The following is a 23,819-nucleotide window of genomic DNA, read 5'->3' on the forward strand; positions in this document are numbered from 1 at the left end:
GTTCTTCCAAAAGAACGGTGACATGTTCTGTCCCAAACACACACCGGACTGGGTCGAGACCTGGCGTGCGCGCAGGGGTCAGCGAACAACCACGAAAGAGAGCTGAATCGCCCATGACCACCCACCAGCCGCTGGCCGCTCGCATGCGGCCGACCACGCTCGACGAGCTCGTCGGCCAGGATGACTTGATCTTCGACGGCTCGCCGCTCAAGGGCATCGTCGAAGGATCCTCCCAGGCCTCGGTCCTGTTGTGGGGGCCGCCGGGCACCGGCAAGTCTTCAATCGCCGGCATCATCGGCCGCAGCACCGACAAGCGCTTCATCGAGCTTTCGGCGACCGCAGCCTCCGTCAAAGAGGTCCGTGAAGTCTTTGCCGCGGCAAGGACAGCCCGCGACGAGGACGGCACAAGCACGATCCTCTTTCTCGACGAAATCCACCGCTTCACCAAGTCCCAGCAGGACATCCTGCTGCCGGCCGTCGAAGACGGCAGCATCGCCCTGATCGGTGCCACCACCGAGAACCCGAGCTTCTCGGTGATCTCGGCACTGCAGTCGAGGTCCATACTGCTCGTCCTCAAGCCACTCGAGACCGGAACTATCTCGGCGCTGCTGTGCCGGGCCATCGACGACCCGCGGGGCCTGGACGGATCCGTGACCGCTCAAGAACATGTCCTCGACGAGATCGCGGCCCTGGCTTCCGGCGATTCCCGGCAGGCGCTGGGCAGACTGGAGGTCTGCGCGCAGGTCGTACACGCCGCCGGCGACACCGAGATCACGCCCGGGACCGTTGCCCGGGTGACCGGTTCGGCCACCCAGCGCTACGACCGCGACGGCAACCAGCACTACGACGTGATCTCCGCGTTCATCAAGTCGATGCGCGGATCCGACCCGGACGCGGCGCTGCACTGGCTGGCCCGGATGATCGAGGCAGGGGAGGACCCCCGGTTCATCGCCCGTCGGCTCATGGTCCACGCTTCCGAGGACGTCGGTATGGCTGATCCATCGGTGCTGCCCATTGCAGTGGCCACCGCCCAGGCTGTCGCGCTGATCGGCATGCCCGAGGCACGAATCAATCTTGCTCACGCCACAGTGGCTATCGCCACAGCCCCCAAGAGCCGCAGCATCGTCACCGGTATCGACCAAGCTGTTGCCGATGTTCAGGCCGGCCGCACCGGAGGAGTGCCAATGCATCTGCGTGACGCGCATTATCCGGGGGCTAAAGCACTCGGTCATGGCGCTGACTATCTGATGCCGGCCGATTATCCGCACAGCGTCGTTGCCCAACAGTATCTGCCAGACGGCACCGGCTCGCAGTATTACACGCCGACCACCAATGGTTTCGAACAAACGGTCACAAACCGCCTGTCGAGCATTGAACAGATCACGAAGGGCATGTCATGAATCCAGAATCCGAAACACCCGACAGCGGCATCGCCCGGATCGTCGCCGCCCTTGATGCCCTCGCCGCAGCGGCCGCCGCCGGCAACCGGGAACGCTACCGCGCTGTGCTGGGCGCGGTCCACCGGCATGCGGCGACAGAAGGACAGATCCGCGACGCTTACTGCTGGGGCCGCAGGGGTCTGGGCGCGGCCGGCTTCGACCATCACGGGCTGGCCAGCGATGTAAGCCACAACCAAAAAGGAACAGGATCATGACCGATCTGAGACCACACATGCGTGCTATCACCACCGAGCTCGATCGCACAACAGACACCAACTCCCTCGATCGCGTCCAGATACGTACCCGGCTCGTCTTTGACATCTTCTACAACGACGAGCCGGAAGAACCCGGTCAGGCCATCCGCGACGTACTCACCGACCTGATGCACGCCGGCGCGGAGCGCGGTGTGGACTAGCGAACGAGAGAACTGGGGAATGGATACATGAATAAAAACGCCAACAACACAACAGACTCCACCGACGAAAAACTATCCGCCGAACTGGGCATGGATGTCGGTTTCGTCGAACAGCAAATCAACTTCCGGCTCGACCTGGCACGCATGCAGCGCGGTGAACCTGCCGAACTTGGTTACATACTGATCGACCGTCGGCACAACCCGGACGCTGCAATCGTGTTCGCCGGGGCAAAGGATGCCCTGACCGCGCTGGAAGACCATCTGCTAGTCAACGATCTCCGCCAAGAAAACTGTCTTGACGCCCGGGTGCCCGACCGGGCAAATCTCTCCGATCTCGCCGGCCGTCAGATCATCCTGCCCTGACCCGCAGCATTAACGCGGGGCACATCGAACATAATTATTTGAGTGGAATACATTCCACCACAATGGTACGTTAGGCGGGTTCCACGCTGATCACATATTGCCGGCTCCAAAGAACGACGACCGACGCCCGTACCGATACCGAACAGCAGGTTTCACCATATGAATAACAAGGATGTGCGCCGCGGCGCGAACATCTACAGCAAGCCGGTGCTGGGCTTCTACGATCTGCTGGTGGTGCGGCTGTCCAACACGTTGGCGTGGCGTTGTCCGAGCCGGCTCATGCTCGATCAGTACAACCGTTTCCTGGGACAAGAACATCTCGACGTGGGTCCCGGCACCGGTTGGTATCTCATCCACGCCCACCTTCCCGAGCGCAACAGGATCACGCTCATGGACCTCAACGAGAACAGTATGGAGCACACCGGTTTCCGGCTGGCCGGCATGCCCACTGCCGGCACACGCCCCGCCCCCAGAGCAGTGACCGGCAACGTGCTCGAGCCGATCCCTGAACACCTCGGCAACTTCGACTCCATTGCGACGAACTACCTGTTCCATTGCATACCGGGCACCTGGGAAACCAAGAGCGAAGCATTCGGGCACCTGGCCGACCGGCTCACCGACGACGGCGTGCTTTTCGGCGGCACGATCCTCGGCCACGGTGTCCGTCACAACACGGTCGGTAAGGGCCTCATGGCGCTCTACAACAGGATGGGTATTTTCCACAACCGTGACGACGCTGAGGCGGGTCTGCAGCAGGCTCTCGAGCGCAGCTTCCACCAGACATCCGTCAAAGTCGTCGGCACTGTGGCAGTATTCAATGCCCGCCAACCGCGCCGCTGACACAAAAGGTCGGACCTGCCCACATCAAGAAGACAAGACCTTAGAGGTCGAGCCGGATCACAGCATCGCGACCATGTACGCCTGATCTCGCACCAATCACGGTCATTGAGACCCGTTGGACACTTCCGTCAAGCCTGCGCAGATCCACTTTCATTGAACTGCTATTTTCGGTGTCTTCTGCAGCATTTTTGGTGAAATCGTACAGCACAACCGGATCGTGGACGACAAATTCCCCCAGGCCGCCAACATGACCGAAGTCCTCCAGCCACCACGCCGCAGACGTCATCAACACCTCCAGTGTTTCGACGTCGACAACGGCTACGGGCTCCCGGGCCAGGGCCATGACCCCGCGCAATACGTCGTCGACACGACCGGCATGGACGTCCTGGACGAACGCCATGTCATGGAACGTATCCGGCACCTCGAAGCTGAAACCTTGGATGATGATCTTGTCGTCGTCCGGTTCGACCGGCACAATCTGGCCGATCAGCCGCAGGTGCTTGCGACCTTGAGACTCCGACCCGTAACCGGTGACGATATTGTAGGTAAGGCACCTGATCATGCCTGTCACACCCATCAGCCCCTCTTGGATGCCGTCCCTGACCAGGCTGTTGACCCGCATTTGATCAGACTTAGCAATAAGTTCGCTTGCCCACTCGCCGGCCTCCCAATAACCCTGACGCTGTTGCGCGACATTCAGATTGACGGCGTAGAGGTCAAAGAGATTCCGATCCCAGTACGTGCGCCGCTGCGGCGTCGGCTGTCCTTCACAGTTGCGCTCAATTTCCCATTCCCAGGCCCCGACCAAAGGTGGACCGGGCAGCCGGCCACCAGATGGAAATACTCCGGCGAGAACGCCGATCAAAGAACCGGAACGCGGCGAGAGTATGGGTCGCAGCACCACAACCCACTCCTTGCCGTGGTGGGAAATGGTCTCGGTGGATGGATGCCCGGTCTGGTACGCATGAGTGATTCGGTTCTCATCCAAGAGCAGCTCACGCGGGATCCGGCGTGTGTATTTCCGCGCGGAGCTGGGCCCGCAGGCCTCGTTGTCGACGAGCACGATCTGCCTGCCTTCGTGCCCGCAGAACAGCCCCCAGGAACCGACGTCCAGCTGAACTGACATTGCCTAAATACCTCCTGCGACCGGAATCGTGGATCCTGACATGTATGTGCTGTCGGCGGTTCCCAGTCGCTGCAACGGAATGCTCATAGAGGAGGTCCGCGCCGCGATGTATCTGCCGGGCCGGTACCCCGCCTTGACTGGCCTCAGGGCCGTGGCCTCGCCGATTCCGCGGGTTGCTCCGATGACCAGTGCAGTACCACCAGACCCACTCATTTAACAACCAGACCTTTCCATAATGTAGCCTTTACTGTAAGTAAGTTACGGACTCGTACCCCTTCGTTGGCAAACGGCAGGCGGTGTCCGCCCTTCTCTCCCCCAAGAGGATCGCTGATGCCTGCCTTCACTTCGTTAACAACAACGCCCGCTGCAGCTGAAAATCCGCACCCGCGCTCCAGCCTTCTTGAACGCCTCAGGCACAAAGTTGTTTCTACCGCACATACCACTGGCCGTACATACGCTCAGCAGGATCCGCTCGACAGCTTCACGTGGCCGGTCGAACCCACTATCGAAGCACTCGGAGAGGCCGTCTCCGCCGCCCGGGGTCTCGCGATTAACATCATGCCCATTCCCGATGAAATGCGGCACCGGGAAATCACCGGCCTCACCACGGTGAACGGACAAACCGCCTACGTATTCTATGACGAAAATCTTGCACTTCTTCACTGGGAACTGACGATCTTCCACGAGTATGCCCACATCCTCCACCGCGATGTACAGGCCGACTCGGACTGCACGCACCTGCGCAGTATGTTCGATGACCCCGTCGAAAAACGCGCTGAGACCACCGGCATGCGGATGCTGGAGGCATGGCACCAAAAACAGAAAACACCCGAGAGGCGACGTGAAACCGAAGTACTCGCCTTCTTCTCCGGCACTGACGAGAACAGCGGTCTCTAATGGTCGAGATCCTCATCGTCGGCATTACAATGGGTCTGACCGTGATCGTTTCCACGTTCTACCGGGGTCGACGACGCGTACATCTGCTCCGCATCACCTGCCTCGCCCTCTTCCTTGCCACGGTCTGTCGTGGGGTCGAACCCGTCATGGGTGGGCCCGGCGTCGATCTCGTCAAGAGACTCTCCATTCTGACGGCGCAGGTCTCCATCGTGTTGCTTATTCTCACGTTCCGTGCGACTTCGCAGCGCATGAGACGAAGCATTTATCTCATCGCAGGGCTCGTTGCCCTCGGGGAGACTGTACTCATGTGGTTCCTGCCGGTCCACCCGAATGGCGACGTCTTTCAACGATCTGAAGTCATTGAAGCCGCAGCCGAAGGCAAGGCCTGGTCACTCATCGCGTATCACTGCCTCTATTTGGGTGCGTTTGCCGCGGCAGTCGCCGTCGTCGCTGTCGGGTGCTGGCGGACCATGACCGAAAAAAACCAGCCTTTCTCCGCCCGCTTCCCCGTTGGATGCGTTTTCGCGGGCGCTCTCGGATCGGCCCTGTTCGTCGGATCCTCGATCATGGATCTGTTTGGCCACCCGGTCTTCGGCGGATCCGGAACCAGAACGTACATCCTCATCCTTGTCGTCGGCCTCTTCTTTCTTGGACTCGCCACCGGCGTCATCCGTCGTGTCAGCATCAATTTGCAGAAGGCGCTGGCGGTCCAGATCGCCCGGGAACTGGTGATCCCGCTATGGAAGACGACAACCGCGTTGCAGCCCGGCGTCAAGCTCCCGCCGGAAGAACAGCACGATTTCAATCAACTGATGTCCCTGTCCAGAATCACCATCGAGACACACGACGCCCTCAGGCTCATCCGCGAGGACAGCGATCCGGCATTGAATGTCGTGCATGAAAAGCATCCCGAGGATCCCCACCTGTCAGCCGGACTGGTGCGGCATCTCAGCGGAGAGAAAGCGGTGCCGCCGCTTGGGTGGATCACTTTGGCGTTGAGCCGGTTGCGCACTTTCAGGCTGAAGAATGATGACACCCTGGCCACGTCCATTAAAAGCCTCTACGAAATACGTGTCGCCGTCAGCGAGCAGAACCGTTGACCGCCGATTGCCGAGCGCCGAGGAGCTGATGAAGACATACATCATCCCAAGAACTACAGACCCATCAACCACTGCCGCCAGAATCTTAAGCGACGTGTTCGCGCCTGCGGTGTCCGTATTTCTCATGTGCGTCCTATCGGGAATCATCAGCCACCCGCAGACATGGACAGGTCTTGGGTGGGGGATCCTGCTCGGTGGATTCTGTGCAGTGATCCCCATGGCCGCCATACAGCTGGCCGTACATCGCGAGTATCTCACCGATCGGCATGTCACCCGCCGCGAGCAGCGTTGGTGGGTCTTCCTCGTCTGTGCGGGATCCGTGCTCTCCGGCATAGTCACGACACTGTTGTTGAATGCTCCGGCTCTTCTGACCTGGATCCTGTTGACCATGGTTGCCGGGCTCGCACTCACCGGCGCGATCACGCTCATCGGCCCGAAGATTTCGATGCACACATTCTGCCTCACGGCATTGATCGTTCTCGCGGCAATGCTCGTCTCGCCCTGGTGGTTGCTCTCCCTGCTAGTTGCACTGCCGCTGGTAGCCTTCGCCCGCCTGAAACTCAGACACCACACAGTCCTCGAGATTGCCCTCGGCGTGGTGATTGCCCTCGTATTAATGTTTGTGGCACGGCTGTTCATGCCGCAACTGGGCTGAACACACCACAAACAACTATGAACTGCAATGCCACCCCATTGGAAGTTCTTCCACTAAGATGGTCATCACCGCTACGCCTTAAAGGGCCGTCGCGACCCGCCCGCACCCGAGACCATAAGAAAAGGCAACACTGTGACCCTTGCGCAGCGACTTGAACATCTGTTTGCAGAGACCGCCGGCCCTGGCGGCCGACCCGTCACGCTGCAGGAGATCATCCACAGGATGGAACAGCGCAACATCTCGACCATGTCGCTGAGCTATCTGCAGCAACTGCGCTCGGGGCAAGCATTGAACCCCCGATTACAGCACCTGCGCGCTCTCGCTGACGCTTTCGATGTGCCGCTCTCATACTTCTTCGACGAAGATGCCCCAAGCGCGCAGGCCCAAAACGAGCTAACACCCGAGGAACGCAAAATCGCCATGCGCGTGCACGGATTGAGCGGCGAAGCCCTCTCCAGCATCAATTCCATCGTTGAATTCGCCCGCAAACGCGAACAACTTGATGATCCACCAGGGCCTTCAGAAGAACAGTAGACCCAACTCAGGCGAGCGAATCCCTCATACCCTGATACCGGGCTCCGCACTGCGTGGGATACCTGCCGGCGCTAGTATTCCAGTGGAAATATTTCCACTGGTGTAGTATGATCGGAAGGACAGTCCGGTGATGCCGACCTTTGCATCCTCATCGCATCGCCGAACTCCATAATCACGCTCGTAGAGGAGTTCATCTATGTTCCACCCCCAGTCCGGCTCCGGTTCTGAAGAATTTCCGGGATTCGACCAGGCCCGCACGATCATGTGGTGCTACGAAGCCCGGGCCCGGACACACACCCGCTTGAGCGAGACCGACTTCCTCATTGACGAAGCTGTCATGGCCGTTCACGTGGACAACACCTCGCGGGCAGACCGCGTCTTCCTCACCGCGTTCGACCGTGACGGACAGCTGCTGCGCGGCGATACCCTCTACGTCGACGAACCGGACCAGCGCCTGGACATCACACCGGAATTCGATCACGACTACAACGCCATGACCGTTCCGGCTGGATCCGACCTTGAACAAGCCGTCATCCGTGAGAACGGCTGGATCATCAACATGGCTTCCCTGCGGAAGTACGAGCCGCAAGAAGACCGGCGGGCCACTCAGCGGGCCGTGTTCCTGGCACATCTAGGCGACATGATGAATTCAGGCCAAACCCGCGGTTTCCTCTTCGGCGACTCGATCATGGGGTCCAGCGGGTCAACGACCCAAACGCCGGGAAGCGAGCACTAATACCGGACGGCAACAACCATCCCACTATTGATGGAATAAACGACCCGGCGCAGATTCTGCGCCGGGTCGTTTTTATGGCCGTCACCGCGGAGAATCAGCGCAGCTGATTCGGGTGTGGGCTCGGATATGACCGTCTCACGAAAGACAACGCCTATGACCACCCCCGAAATCACTGTGTACACCCAGCCCGGCTGCGGACCTTGTATCGGCATCAAGCGCCGTCTCGACCAGAGCGGCGTGCGCTACCGCACCGTTGACATAACAGCCTCGTCAGAGGCCAAAAAGCCCCTCGTCGAACTTGGGTACCAGTCCACGCCTGTCACTGTCTGGATCGACCGAACGGGCGAACAACATGCCTGGCACGGCTTGCTGCCCGAACTGCTTGATCAAGCTGTCGCTGACATGCGCGGCCGACACTGAAGGTCAGTGGCCGTGGACCGACTTACGTCGGTCCCGGGCGGGGGTCGCGGTGGTCACTCGTGGCGTACACGGGTATGAACCGCCACGGCCGCGTCGACGAACACCATCGACGACAACCAGGGAAGAAAGAAAGAGATCCATGACCAGCACGTTCGATACGAGATTGACTGAAGTCAGTCTCGTCGCACACAACAGCCTCATCCACATGTACAAGGTCGGTGGCGGGACCGTCGGTCAACGCTATGCCGGCCGCTGGGGTTACCGGGTGATCCGGTGCGGGGAAACCGTCGCCTGCGGCGCTGACCTTCACACGCACGCGCCGCTGTCTCACCAGCAGGTCGCACAGCTCGCCCTCGACATCGCCGATACGACCGGAAAGGACCGACAAGCATGCAGTTGACCGACCTCACAGTGAAGTACGAAACAGCGGAAAGTGTACACCGGAACCATGATCAACTGACGATCTGGCAGACGCCGCAGGGCAGCCTGTACCAGGTCCGGTCACGTTCCGGCCTGCACGTGGTTGAGACCCTGGTATCGACCGGATGGATTCAACTCATCACGCTGTCCTGCAAGGCCGCCGGCACAGCCAATGATGCCATGAGTATCTGGCTCGATGTTCAAGACACCGGAAATATTCAAGGCATCGGGGATACTCAAGACACCGAAGAACGGGCTTGAAACCGGCGGATCATCAACCCGTCTGCGGGATAAGCAACGCCGCACCGGCGTAGATCAGGTTTGGATTCTGAATGTCGTTGGTCTGCACCAGCGTCCCGAGCGGAACACCGGTCTCGGCGGAAATCCCGGCGAGCGTATCACCGCGTTCAATAATATAGGTTTCCGGTCCCACCTGTCCGGGCTGGACAGAGGCTTCATGCTGACCTGACGCGGCATCCTCGTCGCCGCGACCGGATGCACCCCCGGCGTGGGCTTTATCGTCGCCCGGTCCATGGTCCGTGGCCTTCGTGCCATCGGATTCAAACACATCAGCGATGCCGTTGCCATCGGTATCCGGCAACGTCACTGTGACATGACCGGCGGAGACAGATTCGCTGCCTTGGCTCATACCGGTGTTGCCCTGGCTGCCCTGGCTTTTACCGGTATGAGCAGTGTTGTCCCCGCCATCGGTGCTTGAATTCGCAGCAGCAGCCGCTGCCGGCGGATCCTGCAGCAAAGCAGAGAGGCTACTGCCCTCATCATCCAGCGCAGGGGTTACGCCCCAGCCGGCACAGATGACGCCGCCGGCTGCCATCACCCCGGCGGCAATGATCGGGCCGGTGCCGGCTGAGGCCGACTTCACCCGCTTCGCTCGAGCCGTATCATTCGGGTCCTGATCCGAATCCGGATTCGTCTGTCCCGACGGCTCACTGATCGCTGTCATCGCCTCTGCCTCCCTATGGTAACGGTCCACCCGTTCCGTCTTGATCATTCATTCCATTCTACTCATACGTGAGTCAATCTTGATAGAATAAATACACGAATGCAAGCCGGATAATCAATCGCAATAATCAAGGCCCACGACACAACAAACAGCGCAACATCAACAGAAAAGAGCAACACATCATGGCTACCAACACCATTTCCGCTGAGCAGCTCGCCGAAGGAAGTGTGGTTCTGGTCCGCGGCCGGCTCGGCTTCAGCCGCCTCAGTCGCCTCATCGAAGGCGCTGAGCTGGCCACGTCCGACAACCGCAAGATCCAGAACGGGATGAACGCCGTCGGCAAGCCCCACACCACCGCGACCATCACCGAAGCCGAAGTCATCCCCAAGGACGCGGCCAACCCGACCACCGAAGAGACGTTCGTCTCCGAGCGGCGCTATGTCTCCAACAAGCGCCCGGAGACCGGCCTGAACTACTCGATCGACTCAAAAGGTTCAAACCTGCCGATCATCACTGTTCCCGACGAGAACGGCAAGACCGTCCCGGACGACTCCGGAAAGGAGCTGGCCTCCGGCCTCGACGTCACGCTCGCGCTGCGGGTATACAAGCCGAAGAACTACGCCAAGCGTGGCCTGAGCCTCGACCAGGTGGTCGTCAACGAAGAGGTTCGCTACTACACGGCCGACACCACCACCGAGGAGCTGGTTGCACGGGGCCTCGTCTCCGCCGCCCAGCCGCAGGCTGTCGCAGCCGGGGACAACACCGTTTCGACGAACGCGGCAAACACTGCCGCCGGTTCTGTCGATGAGAGCACCGGCACCGTCTATGGCGAGGATGGTCTCGGCTTCCCGGCTCCGGCACAGGCTCCGTCTCAAAAAGCGCAGCCCTCCACTCAGCCCGCGCAGGCACAGCCTGCTGCTGCGACTGTCACTGCTCAGCCTGCACAGGCACAAGAAGTGCAGCCGCAGTCTGAGAAGACCGAAGATTCCCTGCAGGAACAGCTGGCCCGTCTGCAGGCTGAGAACGCCGAGTTGAAAGACTACGGCTCAGCCGTCGGCGCACCCGCCGCTGTCGGCAACCCATGGCAGGAAAAGCAGGAAAGCCAGCAGGCCGGTATCACCCCGCAGAGCTGAAGCGTCAGCGGCGTACGAGACTGGCCCGGCGTATCAATATGCGCCGGGCCAGTCTCGTTTCACCCTTGCCCTAACGAGATCCGATTCGAAAGCAGCCACTTCACCATGACTCTGGCCGATCCAACTTCCCGGTTTCCGTCGTTCTACGCCAACCCGGCGATCAGGCTATTGGCCACCGCTGCACGCTGGACCGTCTCCGGACGACTCAGCAATGATCCTGAAGCGACGAATAAGGCACCAATCGACGTCCGACATCTGCTCGACGGCTGCAACGCCGGCTGCCAGCACATCGGACCCGTGCGAGGTGCATGGGACATTGGACCCGACTGCCTGGTCACACTGGCCGAACTGTCTGAGGGATTACCGTCAGCGGCCAACACGGCTTTCTACGTGCAGGCCGCCGTCGACGGACTGATGATCATCGACATCGAACCCGACTGCCCGCAGCAGATCTCATCACACCTGTTGAACCTGCCGGGGGCTGTCTATATCGAACAGTCCATGTCCGGACGTGGGTTCCACATCCTGGCCCCGTTGCCCGCCAACTTCCACGAGTATCCGACCGCAGCCAACAAGAAGGTGCTGCGTGAAGAACACGGTTGGTACGAAATCCTGCTCGATCACTGGGTGACCTTCACCCGTGAGCCCGTCAACAGCAGCCCCGTCGTGGCAGATGCTTCGAAGCAACGGCCGAGACCACCGGATTTTTCGACGTTCGAGGCCGTCTATGCCTCTTTAGCCGAGGCCGCTGCGCAAACAAGCGCCGCCGCAGCCGTCGACATTGACACCGCCGTTGATATTCCACACATCATCGCCGGTGAACAGATCATCGCCCGGGTTCTGGACCAAACCGCCGGCAGATTCAAGACACTCGATGATTTCAACGGGGACACTTCCCGTTGGGAATTCTCCGTGCTCGGCACGCTGTACCGGCAGATGCTCCAGTATCTGCTCAGGTACGGCGGGTTCCACGGAGTCGCCTACAGCACCGGTGATCAAGCCTGGCTGTTGTATCAGGCTGCGCAACAGGTTCTGCCGCCGCGACGCAAACACCATGAACGCCGCAACGGCAGGCCGTTTCTGCTCGACCGGGCCGCGGCCATGATCGCGGCGCAGCAGCCCGATACCGACTGAACACCTCAGAAAGCTTTCTTTCTATCTTTCTGAGTCACACAGCGCCTTCACATCACTTTCACGCCATCTCATCATCAGAAAGGCCATGACGCCATGAAGTTCAACGACACGCTGACCGAAATCATCAAGCAGGACCTTGAAATGGGCATCGTTCCCGCCCTGATGGGGGAGCCGGGTATCGGCAAATCCTCGTTTGTCGAGTCACTGGCTTATGCCATGAGCAGCAAGGCCTTTGTCCTGCCGTGCAACCAGCTGGCTGACAAGGCCGATCTGACCGGTGCACGCCTGGTGCCGACCGATAACGGGTCGTATAAGCAGGTGTTCTACCCGCACCACGTCATCCAGGACACCATTGACTACGCCGAGGCCAACCCTCATGAATGGCCGATCCTGTTCCTCGACGAAATCAATCGGACTACAGCCGATGTCACTTCCGGTGCCCTGACCCTGGTCACCCTGCGGCGCATGGGACATATCCACCTGCCCGCCAATGTGCGCATCCTGGTGGCCGGCAATGACAAGGGCAATGTCACCACACTCGATGAGGCATCGCTGTCACGTTTTTCGATCTACCGTGTCCAGCCCGAAAGTTCGGCCCTGGTGCGAATCCTGGGTGATCAGCTCAACGGCTGGGTGAAGAAGGTTCTGACCAGGTTCCCCGAGCTCGTCTTCCAGAAGGCGACGCCGAACGTCATCGCCGCCGACGGTAACGATGAAAATGACGATGCCACGGCCTCGTTCACCGACCTGTTCGACTCCGGCGAGGAGATGAATCAGCTGACCACCCCGCGGACCATCGAGAACCTCTCGCGGTGGCTGAACATGACTGACCACGAGCAGCTTTCGCGGTATCTGGCCACGCCGACGAGCATCGGTGAGCGGGAGTCCACCATGCTCAACGAAGTGATTGAGGCCCACGTGGGCAATACGCTCTTCGCCACGCAGATCGTGGCAGCCATCGCCGATGACCTGACCAGCGGCAACACGCAGAATACGCAGACGCAGGTCGTCGTACCGAAGCCGAACCGCTACACCCAGCTCAAGTCCGCTTCAACGATCACCGAGATCACGACGCTGGTGGCCGACATGAGCGACTCCGAGAAGTCCGGTTCGCTGTTGTACGCGCTCAAAGAAAAGGAAGACAACTCCCGGCTGATCGAACAGCTGGCGGAGGCCACCGGCGCGATCGAATCCGATCACACCAAGACCCTGTTTTCGATGGTCTCTGCCCAGCAGGCGCACACGCCCAATATCGAAGCTCTGCTGGAGCTCGACATGCCGCTGACCAACAAAATCAAGCCGATGCTTTCGGCCTTCCTGTGACCGTCACAGGCATCAACGCACCGCACAGGCCCTTCGAACCCCAAGCAACGGGTTCGAAGGGCCTGTGCGGCATGTGGTGGTCAATCATGACCGAAAGATGACACCCACCAGGGCTTTGGTTGATCAGTTCCAACCACACCGACGACGGCCGCCACTATGCAATCCAAAAGAGGAGCACCGATGATCATCACCGTCACCAACCAGCAACCGGCCGTCCTCGATGCCGTGCACACCATTTCCGCACAGGGTGACTATAACCCGTTGCCGGCGATCACCGACACGATCCTCGATCCGCTTCAAACACCCCTGGCTGCAGGGACAACCGCCGCCATCGTCGACAGCCGCGGCAACGACCTCAGCGCCGATCTCGAACCGATGCTGATGAACTGTCTCGGCCAGAGCGTTGACCCGGCCGCGGAGCAGCTGATGAAAGAACTGCTGGGCCAGACTTTGGTCAACTTTGACCAGAACACCTCGCTGCCGGTCAATGAGCTGTTCGCCGCCCAGGCGGGCAGCAAGCACAAAATGCACGACCCTGACCCGCACAAGGTGATCTATTCACCCAAAGACGACGTCATCCCGGCCGCCAAGGCCCTGTTGTCCGGGTCGGGTGCCTCCGACGAATTCTTCGCCACACTGGCCTACACCTATCACCCCGACACCCTCGGGTTCTGGTTCCAGTCTTCGAGTGAGTTCGAGAATTTCACCACCTGGCTCAACACGCAGCTGCAGGCCATGAGTTCAGCGTTACCGTCGGACACGGCCAAACTGCTGAGTGATTTCACGAACTTGTCGCTGAAAGACCTCACCGAGTCACTGCAGCTGCGCGCCGACGACGATGACAACAATGACGAACTCTCGTTCGCCCGGCTGATCATCAACATGCTGATGACCTACCTCGACCAGCAACGCACTCAGGGCCAGACCGGCGGTGAAGTCGTAGGCATTATGCCGTTCACGGTCACTGAGCTGTTCTGCCCGCGGTCGCTGGTACTGGTCAACGCCGAGGCACACGCGAGGGCCACATCGGCCAAAATCGCCGCGGAGTGGAAAGTCATCAACCAGTCACTGGCCGCGCCGGTCAAGGTCGTCTCGCACCGGAATCTGTCCAAGCTGACGGCTCTGCAGCGGGCCGCGACCCGGTCGCAGGCCGCCGGCAATGCTGCCCTGTCCGGCGCGAAGAAGAACGGGCGTTCGGCACAGATCTCCTTCCGCAAACAGCCGCCCTCGAAGCTGGACCTGTTCGCCGTGTTGACCCGGGTGCTGGCGCGCATGGGCAAGGTCAACCATTCCCAGAACATCTTCCGCAAGTCCAAGACCACCTTCTTGAAGGCCAACCGCCGGGATCCGGACGATTACAACAAGCCGGGACGGATCACCTCGGTGTCCTATATGCCCGACCTGCACATCTACATCGACACCTCCGGCTCGATCAGTGAGAACAACTATCAGGAGGCGGTCATGATGCTGGTCAGGCTCGCCAAAAAGCTGGGCGTCAACCTGTACTTCAACTCGTTCAGCCACATCCTGTCCCAGGAAACACTGCTGAAGGTGGAGAACAAGTCCGTGGGCCGGATCTGGCAGGAATTCCGCAAGATCCCCAAGGTCAACGGCATGACTGATTACCAACAAATCTGGGACTACATCAACGCCAGCACGACCCGCAAGCGCCGCCTGTCCCTGGTTATCACCGACTTCGAGTGGAATCCGCCGTCATCGCGCGAAGAGCACCCGAAGAATCTCTACTACGCACCATGTTCAGCCATGGACTGGGACTCCATGGTCGGCAACGCCAAGTCATTCCACGACCGAATGAGGCACATCGAGCCCGCGATCGCCCAGCGTCTGCTGGGCGTGGTCGTGTGAGCCCGACACCGCCACGGCCGTGTCGTCCGTTTCGGCGGACGGCACCGCCGTGGCGCTTTCACACACATCATCTGAAATCAGGCCGAAGAATCTGTCGGCCACCGAAGGCTAGCCATCGAAGGAGTACACCGTGGGACTGTCCAACTTCACCGGTCGTGGTGACGACGACACAAATTCGCCGAGCGGACCTGCCGGGCCCAACCCGCTGGCCGGACTGATGTCGGCCCCTGCTTCCGATCAGCCCAACTCCGTCGATGACATGCTCGTCAACTACAACGAGAAGTTCGTCAACGCCGAGCCGACACTCTTCCGCGACCAGCTTATCGAGCAGGTGCTGTCGGTGCTGATCGGCAAGAACAAGTCCAACGCGCTGCTGGTCGGGCCGGCCGGTGTGGGTAAGACCAAAATCGCCGAAGATATTGCCCGCCGCATCGTGCTCTCGGACCCGTTGATCCCTGATCAGCTGAAGGGTTATACGATCTTCGAGTTGCCGATCTCCAGCCTCGTGGCCGGATCGTCTCTGGTCGGGGCGCTGGAGCAGAAGGTCAAAGACATTGTCGAATATGCCTCTGAGCCAGCCAACAAGGCGATCCTGTTCATGGACGAGGTCCACCAGCTCACCAACGGATCCGACAGTGGCACCTACGCCAAGATCGCACAGATCCTCAAGCCGGCCCTGGCCCGCGGGGACATGCAGGTCATCGGTGCCACCACGACGCAGGAGGCGCGTTCGCTCGATGACGACCCGGCGTTCAAACGTCGGTTCTCCCGGCTCGTGGTCGACGAGCTCAACGCTGAACAGACCGCCACGATTCTGGGTAAGGTCCGGCCCGGTCTGGTGGCGCACTATCAGCATCAGATCACCGTCGGTGACGATGTGCTGGACTCGGTGGTCCGCGTCGCTGACCAGAACACTCATGCCGGGGCGCACCGGCCCGACAGCGCCATCACGTTGCTGGACCGGGCGATGGCCGATCGGGTGCTGGAACAGAAGCGGCTGATCACCACAGCCCTGGGCAACGGTGACACCGTCGCCGCACAGGCACTGCAGTCGATCCCGAAAGTCCCGCTGACCGAGAACCGGGTGCTGGACGTGGCCAGGCGCATGCTCACCGGCAACACCGCCAGGCACGTCTTCGATGTCCCGGCGCTGTCATCGACCCTTAAGCAGCATCTGTACGGCCAGGACGACGTCCTCGATCAGCTCACTGACTGCATCGCCCGTGAAGAGCTGAACCTGTTTCCGCGCACCGCACCGATTGCTTGGCTCTTCGCCGGTGCCTCCGGGGTCGGCAAGACTGAAACAGCCAAACATGTGGCCGAGCAGATGACCGGACAGGACCCGATCATCCTGAACATGAGTGAATACAACGATGAGGCCTCAATCAACCGGCTCATCGGCTCTCCGGCCGGTTATGTCGGATCCGACTCCAATGCGGAATTGCCGTTCGACTCGCTCGAATCCAACCCGCACCGGCTGATCCTGCTCGACGAATTCGAAAAAGCCAACATCGCCGTGCAGCGTCTGTTCCTGCAGGCTTTCGACGAAGGCGTGATCACCACCGCCAGGGGCAAGCCGATCGACTTCTCCAAGGCGACCATCGTGGCCACAACCAATGCTGCCCGCGAATCCCTCGACGGCGCAGCCGTCGGCTTTACCTCCGGGCCACAGAAGATCTCGCACCAGAGCCTCAACAAGGCCCTGTCACAGTTCTTCGAGGCCGAGCTGCTGGGGCGGTTCTCGTTGATCGTCGGCTTCAACCCGATCACCGGCCAGACCTATCGCAGCATTGTGGCCGCCTACTACGAGCGTGCCCGCGACCGGATTGTCGAGGCCAGGCCAAAGTTTGCCTCGTCGCTGCCGGCGGCCATGCCGGCAGAAGCCATTGAAACGCTGCTCGAAGAATCCTTCATCGCTTCCCAGGGTGCGCGGCCGGCCGAGCGGGCCGTGCGGGTCTGGATCGAAGACCGGCTGCTGGGGGCACACACACAACAACCTGCGGCAGCGGTGACGGCACCGGCCGACGCCGCACTGAACCGTCAAGAGGAGTCATGATGACAATCATCGATGAAAACCGCCAAACCGGTACTGATGATCTGGCCGAGGCAGCCCGCCTGCAACTGGCGGATTCTTGTCATGATCAGACTGACCTGGCCCGTCTGGGCCAGATGCTGGGCCTGTTCACCGGTGAAACCGGCGATGACGGGCCCCCGATGGCCAAAGCGTCACCGTTCGACATGGATCTGTCCGGCTACATCCCGAAGTGACAGGCAGTGCCTCTTCATCGATGAAGGCCTCACCGATGAACAGGCCCGAAGAAGGTGAGCGGCGAACCACCGCGCGTCGCCTGTGGCGCGCGGTGTGCGGGGCCTTACGGCCCCTCCGGGGGAGACAGCAATGCTGTGAGACAACGACATGGTCAGCGCCCCGACTCATCATCGGCGAATACCCATCATCCGCCCAGGACTCAAGAAAGCACATATTATGCCTTTACTTCTCGACGACATCGACCTGACCGGTGTTCAGGCCACCCAAAAGTCCATCGACCCCAAATTCTTCTCCTCCAAGCTCACCGGCAACGGCAAGGACAAGCCCGGTCTGCTCAATGGGCAATTGCTGCCGACCCACACGAGCACCAACACTGCTTACACAGCCGACGACCATATCGAAGTCAAAGGCGGTGCCACGCAGAACGGTGTCACGGTCACCACGATCCCGTTCGCGCCGGTGACGCGCAGGGCATTGGCCGATGCCGGCGGCTCGTTCACACTTGCCACCCCGCACATCGACGACCGTTGCGTCATCGAGACCGACTCGAATGATTGGGACGTCGCCTTTGACATGACACCGCAGGCAGCAAAGTTCTTCGAAGACTCCTCCGGCGGTCACGGCGCGATGAGTCGTGAGTTGATCATCCAGTATCGGATGGAACTGTTCGTCTTCAAGAAGGGCACCACCGAGCCGGACCGCACCACAATCGTGACCGGCCGCGGCGTCCGTGACGCTTTCGCCCACATCGGCTGGGACACGAACCCGCTGGATTATGCCGGTGATTTCGTCGGCCAGCGTCTTGCCGGACTGGGTCTGGTCCACAGGAATCCCGACGTGCTCACCGACTGGCTGTGCCAGAGCTTCAACATCTATGAGCGGATCACGCGGCAGGCCGAAATGTGGAATTCCGAAGCCATCGCCGATGAGGTCTGTGCCTACATCGACGGTCTGGTCGCGAGCCCGTCCCAGCAGGATCTCAATGTCCTGGCCGTCCAGCTGCGCTACCTGGAAAACTACAACGTTCTGCTGGAGGCCTATCGGACGATTCACCAAAAGATCGAGACCACCTTCAGCGAGCCCGTCGCGGCAGCACTGTCCAAGCAGAACCTCAACCTGCTGATGAGTCATACCCTGTCTCATCTGGACTCGATGAAGAACCAGCTGGCGACCCCCGCCGTGCCGACCACTGCGCCGGTGATCCCGGCACATCTGTCGATCCAGCAGAAAAATGCGCTCACCACCCATGAGCCGCTGGTGATGACCCAAGCCGGTGCCGGAACCGGAAAAACCACGGTGATCCTGGGCCGCATCAAGTACCTGGAAGGCTGCGGGGTGGATGCCGGTGACGTGACCGTGCTGTCCTTCACCAACGCCGCGGCTGACAACGTCAGCGAGAAAAACCCCGATGTCGGGTCAATGACGATCGCGCGGATGATTCACGATATTTATTCGCTCAATCACCCGAGCCACGAGATTTCCACCATCGACACCATCATCAACAGTATTGATATTTTCTATCCGGCAAGTGACTTCGCGGCCACGCTGCGCAGCCGGTTGTTGGCTGTTGATCAGAATAAGACCGGTGCCTTCACCGCGCTGAACACCTGTATCGAGAATCATTTCGATGAGGTGATTGAGCTGCTTGACCGGATCAAGCAGACCTCGCTGGAGCTGGAAATTGTCATCTGCTATCAGCGGATCGATGACATGGTCGAGCCGGCGCATGTGCAGAGCAAGTACCTCATCATCGACGAGGTCCAGGACAACTCGATCTTCGAGTTCATCTACATGCTCAAGTACGTCACCAAGCACGCCCAGTCGTTGTTCATCGTCGGCGATGCCTCCCAGACGCTGTACGAGTTCCGCTCGGCGAACCCGCGCGCACTCAACACGCTGGAGAGCTCGTCGGTCTTCGAGACCTTCAAGCTCACGACGAACTACCGGAGTAATCAGGAGATCCTTGATTTCGCCAATGTCGCACTCGGGAACCTGGAGACCAACCAGTTCGCGGGTATCCAGCTGCGGGCCGATTCGCTCGATGTGCCGACCCTGGATACGTTCACGGAGAAGGTGACTCTCGATTACCGGACGGTGCCGAAACTGACACAGTTCGTCGCCGAGGACCTGGCCGGCATCGTGTCCACCACCATCGTGCCGGATTATGTCGACGACTGCCTGGCTCGCGGTGAACAGGTGGCCTTTTTGGCCTACTCCCGCCGTGAGGTGGCAGTGATCCAGGAGACGCTGCAGCACAAGTATCCGCAGCGTCATGTGGCCAGCCTCGTCAGTGAGAGGCCTTTCTCCACCGACATCTTCTCGAAGTACATCAAGCACTTCTGGAACGATGTGTTGCAGGTCAAGCCCAGCGACGCTTCCTTCGTGGTGGCCCAGGGCATCATGGACAACCTGGACAAACTCACGAACAACGCGTCCAACAAGAAGGTCGAGTTCGCCGTGCGCACCATGGTCGCCAACTGGTGGAGTGAGAATGCGGCCACCATCCGCGGGTGGGAGCAGCTGTGTCTGCAGAGAATTCTGCAGCACGGTGACTTCTTTGATCGTCTGCGTGACAACATGCTCTCGTTCGAGATTCACCACAACTCGGTGCGCAAGTCGCTGATCAACCAGAAGAACCGGGAGCAGAAGACGAAGAACGCCGAGGCGAAGGCGGATCTGGTCGTCTCGACGATCCATGGTGCCAAGGGTATGGAATTCGACAACGTCGTGGTCCTGCACAAGGAGACCCCCAAGATGGGCCAGGACACCCGCCGGATGTTCTATGTCGCGCTTACCCGTGCGATCAAGAGTGAATACATCCTCTCCTACGGCACCGTGAAGGATCCGCCCATCGTCAGCAACTACGAGCAGGTCGTCAACCTGCTCACCGCCCGGGACAAGCGCTCGACGGCAATCACCGCCGGTATCGATCCGGATCTGCTGGAGGAAAACGGCGACCTGGACGGGCAGGATCCAACGAAGTCCGATACCAGGGCTCTGGCTCAGACTTCCTGAGCAGGACCTGCGTTTCACCGTTTGCGCCGGTCATCGGGTATATGCCGGTGGCCGGGGCGAACGGTGCCGGTCACCACCACTATCTCAATCACATCAAGAACCAGGCATGCAGGAAAGGGCGAAATCATGTCGGCCATCAACTCCCGCACACACACCGACACTCTCGTCAATGGCCAACAGGCCACCCATGATTTGATCGTGCTGAACGGGGACCGGATTGTGTTCCACGACCACTACGACTCACCACAACAGCGCCTCGACCGTTGTATTTCGCTGCTCACCATCGAAGACACTTTCAAAGACGTGATCGACGCGGTCCAGGTCCTGGACACCCATCACTCATTGCAGCGTCGACGGGTCGAGCCCGACCAGATTCTGAATGCGATCGCGAAGCTGTGCCGCCGGTGGGGCCTGAACATCTACCTGTCCACGACGCACAAGAAAACCGGCCCCTCACCGGCGGCGGCACCGCTTATTCTCTATTCGATGATCACCAATTACGGGCCTGATTCGACCATCGCCGAACATTTTTCCAGCCGACAAGCCAGGCATGAGGCCTTGATTGAGCGGGCGGAGACGTTCACCCGCGCCACGTTGATCCCATATGACGTCCTCAATGATGAAACACGCCTGGCCGAGCTGGTGGCCACGATCCTCATGCCGGCGACGATCACGCTCACCGAATCTGCATTGGATAAAGAGAACAATTTCTATCGGCCCATCGCCGACAGCACTGACCATTGACATGAAAGAGCAACCATGAGCACGCATAACCGCTTCAGTGATGAACAAGTCTCCGGCCTCGCCGCGGTGACTAATGAGCGGCGCTTCAACGCCTTGAAAGACCGGCTCACCGCAGCGACCGGCTCACCCGGTTTAGTCTCCTTCCATGACGGCAAGGTCCACATGACCCTGGGGGAGTGGGAACGCCTGATTAACACCATCCGCGACGCACAGGAGCAGCCGCGGCAACCCGGCATGGAATCGATCAATCAGGCGCTGATCCACGCTGCCGACGAGGTCATTGGTCTCGCTGATGGCGACGAGCGAATCACAGACGCCGCCAATCTCATGGTCAACGCCGGGATGCACTTCATCGGGCATCCCGAAGACACCCTTGAGGATGCCATCGAGGCGAACTATGACGATGAAACCGACAACGTACTGGGTTGGATCCGCTGAGCCCTCTTCAGCACCGAGTTAGATCCACGGACCACCCGCCCAGTCGCGGCCGCATCCGGCGTCGACGCTGCCACCGCTGAAAAGAATACCCGGGCCGAATATGAGCAAAACATCGAAAACCTCGGGTGAAAATCCTCGCCCATATACTACGCGAAAGCCGGGACCAACCATGCCCTCTGTGATCTCCACCATCAATACCTTCGCGGACGGTTTCGGTCGTTGGCGGGCCCTGGTGATCTTCACCCACAGCCTCAGCGAGTCCGACCTCCGGCCCGAATTCAATCTCGGGCACCGCTGGCCGCGACTGCGCGCCCGGGCACGGGCGATGATTCTCAATGATCTCGTCGACCGCGAGCAGAAAACAGGCGAGAGCCGTCCGGATGCGGAGCTGCGGGTGGGTCAGTCGCTGCCACGGCTGGTCGTCATAGCCCGGGAGATCGATTCATTGAATCGCTGGCACGGGGTGACCTTCGGCGAAGCCTGAGTCTCGACTCCATCCAACATTCCATCCTGCAGCCGAACCGACACACGTTCAGGAGAACACTATGGCCGACCACGCACCGGTCCAACTAACTGTTTTCGATTGCCCGCCGACGCAGGCCGCCGCCGTCCTTGATCTCATCGACCAGAGAGATCTGGACCCCGAATACGGCACAGGCCATCAGCGGCACGACCAGCTCAGCCTCCATCTCGCTTATCGGGATACGGAAGGCCCCTGCGGTTCGGCCGACGAAATTGCCACACAGTTGCAGCTCACTGCCCCTGATGCCTCCTGGCAGGTCTGGGAAGACCCGAAGTACGAATGGCTCGGTAGTCTCTGCCGGTTCACCCCCGGCCTGGGGCTGTGGACGGCACCATGTGATGCTGACGGTTGCCCTGTCTTCACCGATCAACAGGTGCTGACGCTCTACGACGAGACCAACAACCGTAACGAGCTTGAACAACGTACTGGCCGCCGCCACAACCTGGCCTTACGCACACTCGCCAGCATCACAGGATACGCCGTCACCGCATCGGATAAGGATCAATAATCCATGAGAACCAACGAATCGACGAAACCAGCAAACCCCTATGCCGCCGCCTACGCCAGCTTCTGCAAACAGACCAAAGACCACAGTCTCGTCATTCTGCATAACGACGATCTCTACCGGCACCTCAGAGTCACGGCCCCCGGGACCCGCATCTGGAGCTGGGACATCACCACCTGGCCCGGCCACTTGGCCACCAGCGGCGACATCGCCGACGGATACATGTTCGCCCGCGAGCGTGACATGATCGAATTTTTCTCCTCCGCCGGCAAGGTCGATGATTACTACTTCGATGGCGCGCCGGGCATCGATTTCCGTTACTGGGCCCAGAAGCTCTGCGGCTCACGCTCGCACGAAGTCAAGAAATATGACCCCGAGATATTCCTGCAGCAGGTGCGCGAGCACCTCGAGGAGAGTGAAGAACTCGGCACCGAGGCGCAGGAATTCCACGAGAAGCAGCTCACGCTGCTGGAACGTCTGCACGAGCTGCGGGGACTCGATGACGATACGCAGGCAGCGCTCTTCGACGCCCACTGGGTCACCGAGGAACAGCTGGCAATCACCGGCGGCACCTACGCCGTGCTGAACCAGGAGCGCCGCGACGCGTCCGCAACCGCCCGCATTGCCCTCTGGAGTGTCGACGGCGTCACGGATGAGCAGATCGGCGCGCTGATCGAGGACCATGATTGGGGCGGACTCAAAGACAGTGAAGTCCCGCGGCAGTCACCCGCCGAGCATCGCGACGAGCTCTTCGACGACGCGCGCTGGCACGCCGACAGCGAGTCCGAGGCCCACAAGTGGCTCGCCGATCACGAGGAGTCCGTCGGCTCCGACACCTGGGAGTGGGATCTCTGTGACTTCGACGTCCACTTCCTGTTCACCTGCTACGCCATCGACATGGCTGTGCAGCTCCACCGTGACCACAAGGCGGCAGCTGAAGCCACGGCCACGACATAGAAG

27 protein-coding genes are annotated in these 23,819 nt (G+C 60.2%); 25 read left to right on the top strand and 2 right to left on the bottom strand.

Annotation, left to right across the window (positions count from 1 at the left end; translation table 11 throughout):
- The first annotated feature begins 113 nt into the window (after positions 1-113).
- The 5 genes from H535_RS25560 (at position 114) to H535_RS0113985 (ending at position 3,057) form a co-directional block, all read left to right on the top strand.
- Positions 114-1,400: a replication-associated recombination protein A gene (locus H535_RS25560; RefSeq protein WP_035769662.1), complete on the top strand. Its 1,287-nt coding sequence runs from the start codon at positions 114-116 to the stop codon at positions 1,398-1,400.
- A complete protein-coding gene (locus H535_RS0113970; protein ID WP_026820033.1) occupies positions 1,397-1,654 on the top strand; it encodes a hypothetical protein in 258 nt (85 codons plus the stop codon). Before H535_RS25560 ends, H535_RS0113970 begins: the two co-directional genes overlap by 4 nt.
- Complete coding sequence (locus H535_RS0113975; RefSeq protein WP_026820034.1) at positions 1,651-1,854, top strand: hypothetical protein; 204 nt, start codon at positions 1,651-1,653, stop codon at positions 1,852-1,854. The genes H535_RS0113970 and H535_RS0113975 overlap by 4 nt, the downstream gene beginning before the upstream one ends.
- 27 nt (positions 1,855-1,881) lie before the next feature.
- Positions 1,882-2,217: a hypothetical protein gene (locus H535_RS0113980; RefSeq protein ID WP_026820035.1), complete on the top strand. Its 336-nt coding sequence runs from the start codon at positions 1,882-1,884 to the stop codon at positions 2,215-2,217.
- Positions 2,218-2,376: 159 nt separating this feature from the next.
- Positions 2,377-3,057: a class I SAM-dependent methyltransferase gene (locus H535_RS0113985; RefSeq protein WP_026820036.1), complete on the top strand. Its 681-nt coding sequence runs from the start codon at positions 2,377-2,379 to the stop codon at positions 3,055-3,057.
- Between the two features lie 40 nt (positions 3,058-3,097).
- Here the strand turns inward: H535_RS0113985 and H535_RS0113990 are convergent, their stop codons facing one another.
- Complete coding sequence (locus H535_RS0113990; RefSeq protein WP_155838694.1) at positions 3,098-4,120, bottom strand: hypothetical protein; 1,023 nt, start codon at positions 4,118-4,120, stop codon at positions 3,098-3,100.
- Positions 4,121-4,513: 393 nt separating this feature from the next.
- Here H535_RS0113990 and H535_RS0114000 point away from each other — a divergent pair, with 393 nt between their 5' ends.
- From H535_RS0114000 to H535_RS0114035, 8 genes are all read left to right on the top strand, one after another.
- Positions 4,514-5,080 (top strand): hypothetical protein, encoded by a 567-nt coding sequence (locus H535_RS0114000; protein WP_026820039.1) that lies wholly within the window; start codon positions 4,514-4,516, stop codon positions 5,078-5,080.
- Positions 5,080-6,180: a hypothetical protein gene (locus H535_RS25565; RefSeq protein ID WP_035769664.1), complete on the top strand. Its 1,101-nt coding sequence runs from the start codon at positions 5,080-5,082 to the stop codon at positions 6,178-6,180. Before H535_RS0114000 ends, H535_RS25565 begins: the two co-directional genes overlap by 1 nt.
- Before the next feature lie 28 nt (positions 6,181-6,208).
- Complete coding sequence (locus tag H535_RS27850; RefSeq protein ID WP_162144886.1) at positions 6,209-6,835, top strand: hypothetical protein; 627 nt, start codon at positions 6,209-6,211, stop codon at positions 6,833-6,835.
- A gap of 132 nt (positions 6,836-6,967) precedes the next feature.
- On the top strand, positions 6,968-7,369 hold the full coding sequence (locus tag H535_RS25575) for a helix-turn-helix domain-containing protein (RefSeq protein WP_051299316.1): 402 nt from the start codon (positions 6,968-6,970) through the stop codon (positions 7,367-7,369).
- A gap of 196 nt (positions 7,370-7,565) precedes the next feature.
- Complete coding sequence (locus H535_RS25580; protein WP_051299317.1) at positions 7,566-8,105, top strand: hypothetical protein; 540 nt, start codon at positions 7,566-7,568, stop codon at positions 8,103-8,105.
- A gap of 153 nt (positions 8,106-8,258) precedes the next feature.
- Positions 8,259-8,525 (top strand): glutaredoxin family protein, encoded by a 267-nt coding sequence (locus H535_RS0114025; protein ID WP_026820040.1) that lies wholly within the window; start codon positions 8,259-8,261, stop codon positions 8,523-8,525.
- 139 nt (positions 8,526-8,664) lie between these two features.
- The gene (locus H535_RS0114030) at positions 8,665-8,925 is read left to right on the top strand and encodes a hypothetical protein (protein WP_026820041.1); all 261 of its coding nucleotides are present in this window, start codon (positions 8,665-8,667) and stop codon (positions 8,923-8,925) included.
- Positions 8,916-9,206: a hypothetical protein gene (locus tag H535_RS0114035; RefSeq protein ID WP_026820042.1), complete on the top strand. Its 291-nt coding sequence runs from the start codon at positions 8,916-8,918 to the stop codon at positions 9,204-9,206. The genes H535_RS0114030 and H535_RS0114035 overlap by 10 nt, the downstream gene beginning before the upstream one ends.
- Before the next feature lie 13 nt (positions 9,207-9,219).
- On the opposite strand, the gene H535_RS0114040 is transcribed toward H535_RS0114035, so the two are convergent.
- A complete protein-coding gene (locus tag H535_RS0114040) occupies positions 9,220-9,957 on the bottom strand; it encodes a LysM peptidoglycan-binding domain-containing protein (protein ID WP_026820043.1) in 738 nt (245 codons plus the stop codon).
- A 134-nt stretch (positions 9,958-10,091) separates the two neighbouring features.
- On the opposite strand from H535_RS0114040, the gene H535_RS0114045 reads away from it, so the two are divergent.
- The 12 genes from H535_RS0114045 to H535_RS0114100 all read left to right on the top strand — a co-directional run bounded on the left by H535_RS0114045 (position 10,092) and on the right by H535_RS0114100 (position 23,816).
- Positions 10,092-11,042 carry a hypothetical protein gene (locus H535_RS0114045; RefSeq protein WP_026820044.1) on the top strand — a complete coding sequence of 317 codons (951 nt, stop codon included), beginning with the start codon at positions 10,092-10,094 and terminating at the stop codon, positions 11,040-11,042.
- 105 nt (positions 11,043-11,147) lie between these two features.
- Positions 11,148-12,176 carry a hypothetical protein gene (locus tag H535_RS0114050; protein WP_026820045.1) on the top strand — a complete coding sequence of 343 codons (1,029 nt, stop codon included), beginning with the start codon at positions 11,148-11,150 and terminating at the stop codon, positions 12,174-12,176.
- A gap of 93 nt (positions 12,177-12,269) precedes the next feature.
- A complete protein-coding gene (locus tag H535_RS0114055) occupies positions 12,270-13,499 on the top strand; it encodes an AAA family ATPase (RefSeq protein ID WP_026820046.1) in 1,230 nt (409 codons plus the stop codon).
- A 180-nt stretch (positions 13,500-13,679) separates the two neighbouring features.
- A complete protein-coding gene (locus tag H535_RS0114060) occupies positions 13,680-15,365 on the top strand; it encodes a vWA domain-containing protein (protein WP_026820047.1) in 1,686 nt (561 codons plus the stop codon).
- 130 nt (positions 15,366-15,495) lie between these two features.
- Positions 15,496-17,421, top strand: a complete 1,926-nt coding sequence (locus H535_RS0114065) for an AAA family ATPase (protein ID WP_026820048.1) — start codon at positions 15,496-15,498, stop codon at positions 17,419-17,421.
- Positions 17,421-17,633, top strand: a complete 213-nt coding sequence (locus H535_RS0114070; RefSeq protein ID WP_026820049.1) for a hypothetical protein — start codon at positions 17,421-17,423, stop codon at positions 17,631-17,633. The genes H535_RS0114065 and H535_RS0114070 overlap by 1 nt, the downstream gene beginning before the upstream one ends.
- 217 nt (positions 17,634-17,850) lie before the next feature.
- Positions 17,851-20,649 carry a UvrD-helicase domain-containing protein gene (locus H535_RS27855; RefSeq protein WP_026820050.1) on the top strand — a complete coding sequence of 933 codons (2,799 nt, stop codon included), beginning with the start codon at positions 17,851-17,853 and terminating at the stop codon, positions 20,647-20,649.
- Positions 20,650-20,775: 126 nt separating this feature from the next.
- On the top strand, positions 20,776-21,393 hold the full coding sequence (locus H535_RS0114080) for a hypothetical protein (RefSeq protein ID WP_026820051.1): 618 nt from the start codon (positions 20,776-20,778) through the stop codon (positions 21,391-21,393).
- A 15-nt stretch (positions 21,394-21,408) separates the two neighbouring features.
- Complete coding sequence (locus H535_RS0114085) at positions 21,409-21,831, top strand: hypothetical protein (protein WP_026820052.1); 423 nt, start codon at positions 21,409-21,411, stop codon at positions 21,829-21,831.
- A 178-nt stretch (positions 21,832-22,009) separates the two neighbouring features.
- A complete protein-coding gene (locus H535_RS0114090) occupies positions 22,010-22,315 on the top strand; it encodes a hypothetical protein (protein ID WP_155838696.1) in 306 nt (101 codons plus the stop codon).
- A 61-nt stretch (positions 22,316-22,376) separates the two neighbouring features.
- Positions 22,377-22,862: a DUF3145 family protein gene (locus H535_RS0114095; RefSeq protein ID WP_026820054.1), complete on the top strand. Its 486-nt coding sequence runs from the start codon at positions 22,377-22,379 to the stop codon at positions 22,860-22,862.
- A gap of 3 nt (positions 22,863-22,865) precedes the next feature.
- The gene (locus H535_RS0114100; RefSeq protein WP_026820055.1) at positions 22,866-23,816 is read left to right on the top strand and encodes an RNA-binding protein; all 951 of its coding nucleotides are present in this window, start codon (positions 22,866-22,868) and stop codon (positions 23,814-23,816) included.
- Positions 23,817-23,819: the final 3 nt, after the last annotated feature.

Source organism: Arthrobacter castelli DSM 16402 (genome assembly GCF_000430705.1).
Classification (GTDB): domain Bacteria; phylum Actinomycetota; class Actinomycetes; order Actinomycetales; family Micrococcaceae; genus Arthrobacter_C; species Arthrobacter_C castelli.

Coding starts and splice junctions, on each gene's coding strand:
- H535_RS0114095 (WP_026820054.1), top strand. CDS start 22,377: ATGGCCGACCACGCACCGGTCCAACTAACTGTTTTCGATTGCCCGCCG.
- H535_RS0114040 (WP_026820043.1), bottom strand. CDS start 9,957: ATGATCAAGACGGAACGGGTGGACCGTTACCATAGGGAGGCAGAGGCG.
- H535_RS0114100 (WP_026820055.1), top strand. CDS start 22,866: ATGAGAACCAACGAATCGACGAAACCAGCAAACCCCTATGCCGCCGCC.
- H535_RS0114045 (WP_026820044.1), top strand. CDS start 10,092: ATGGCTACCAACACCATTTCCGCTGAGCAGCTCGCCGAAGGAAGTGTG.
- H535_RS0114080 (WP_026820051.1), top strand. CDS start 20,776: ATGTCGGCCATCAACTCCCGCACACACACCGACACTCTCGTCAATGGC.
- H535_RS0113980 (WP_026820035.1), top strand. CDS start 1,882: ATGAATAAAAACGCCAACAACACAACAGACTCCACCGACGAAAAACTA.
- H535_RS27855 (WP_026820050.1), top strand. CDS start 17,851: ATGCCTTTACTTCTCGACGACATCGACCTGACCGGTGTTCAGGCCACC.
- H535_RS0114050 (WP_026820045.1), top strand. CDS start 11,148: ATGACTCTGGCCGATCCAACTTCCCGGTTTCCGTCGTTCTACGCCAAC.
- H535_RS0114055 (WP_026820046.1), top strand. CDS start 12,270: ATGAAGTTCAACGACACGCTGACCGAAATCATCAAGCAGGACCTTGAA.
- H535_RS0114025 (WP_026820040.1), top strand. CDS start 8,259: ATGACCACCCCCGAAATCACTGTGTACACCCAGCCCGGCTGCGGACCT.
- H535_RS25565 (WP_035769664.1), top strand. CDS start 5,080: ATGGTCGAGATCCTCATCGTCGGCATTACAATGGGTCTGACCGTGATC.
- H535_RS25580 (WP_051299317.1), top strand. CDS start 7,566: ATGTTCCACCCCCAGTCCGGCTCCGGTTCTGAAGAATTTCCGGGATTC.
- H535_RS0114085 (WP_026820052.1), top strand. CDS start 21,409: ATGAGCACGCATAACCGCTTCAGTGATGAACAAGTCTCCGGCCTCGCC.
- H535_RS25560 (WP_035769662.1), top strand. CDS start 114: ATGACCACCCACCAGCCGCTGGCCGCTCGCATGCGGCCGACCACGCTC.
- H535_RS0113970 (WP_026820033.1), top strand. CDS start 1,397: ATGAATCCAGAATCCGAAACACCCGACAGCGGCATCGCCCGGATCGTC.
- H535_RS0113975 (WP_026820034.1), top strand. CDS start 1,651: ATGACCGATCTGAGACCACACATGCGTGCTATCACCACCGAGCTCGAT.
- H535_RS0114030 (WP_026820041.1), top strand. CDS start 8,665: ATGACCAGCACGTTCGATACGAGATTGACTGAAGTCAGTCTCGTCGCA.
- H535_RS0114035 (WP_026820042.1), top strand. CDS start 8,916: ATGCAGTTGACCGACCTCACAGTGAAGTACGAAACAGCGGAAAGTGTA.
- H535_RS0114000 (WP_026820039.1), top strand. CDS start 4,514: ATGCCTGCCTTCACTTCGTTAACAACAACGCCCGCTGCAGCTGAAAAT.
- H535_RS0114070 (WP_026820049.1), top strand. CDS start 17,421: ATGACAATCATCGATGAAAACCGCCAAACCGGTACTGATGATCTGGCC.
- H535_RS0114060 (WP_026820047.1), top strand. CDS start 13,680: ATGATCATCACCGTCACCAACCAGCAACCGGCCGTCCTCGATGCCGTG.
- H535_RS27850 (WP_162144886.1), top strand. CDS start 6,209: ATGAAGACATACATCATCCCAAGAACTACAGACCCATCAACCACTGCC.
- H535_RS0113985 (WP_026820036.1), top strand. CDS start 2,377: ATGAATAACAAGGATGTGCGCCGCGGCGCGAACATCTACAGCAAGCCG.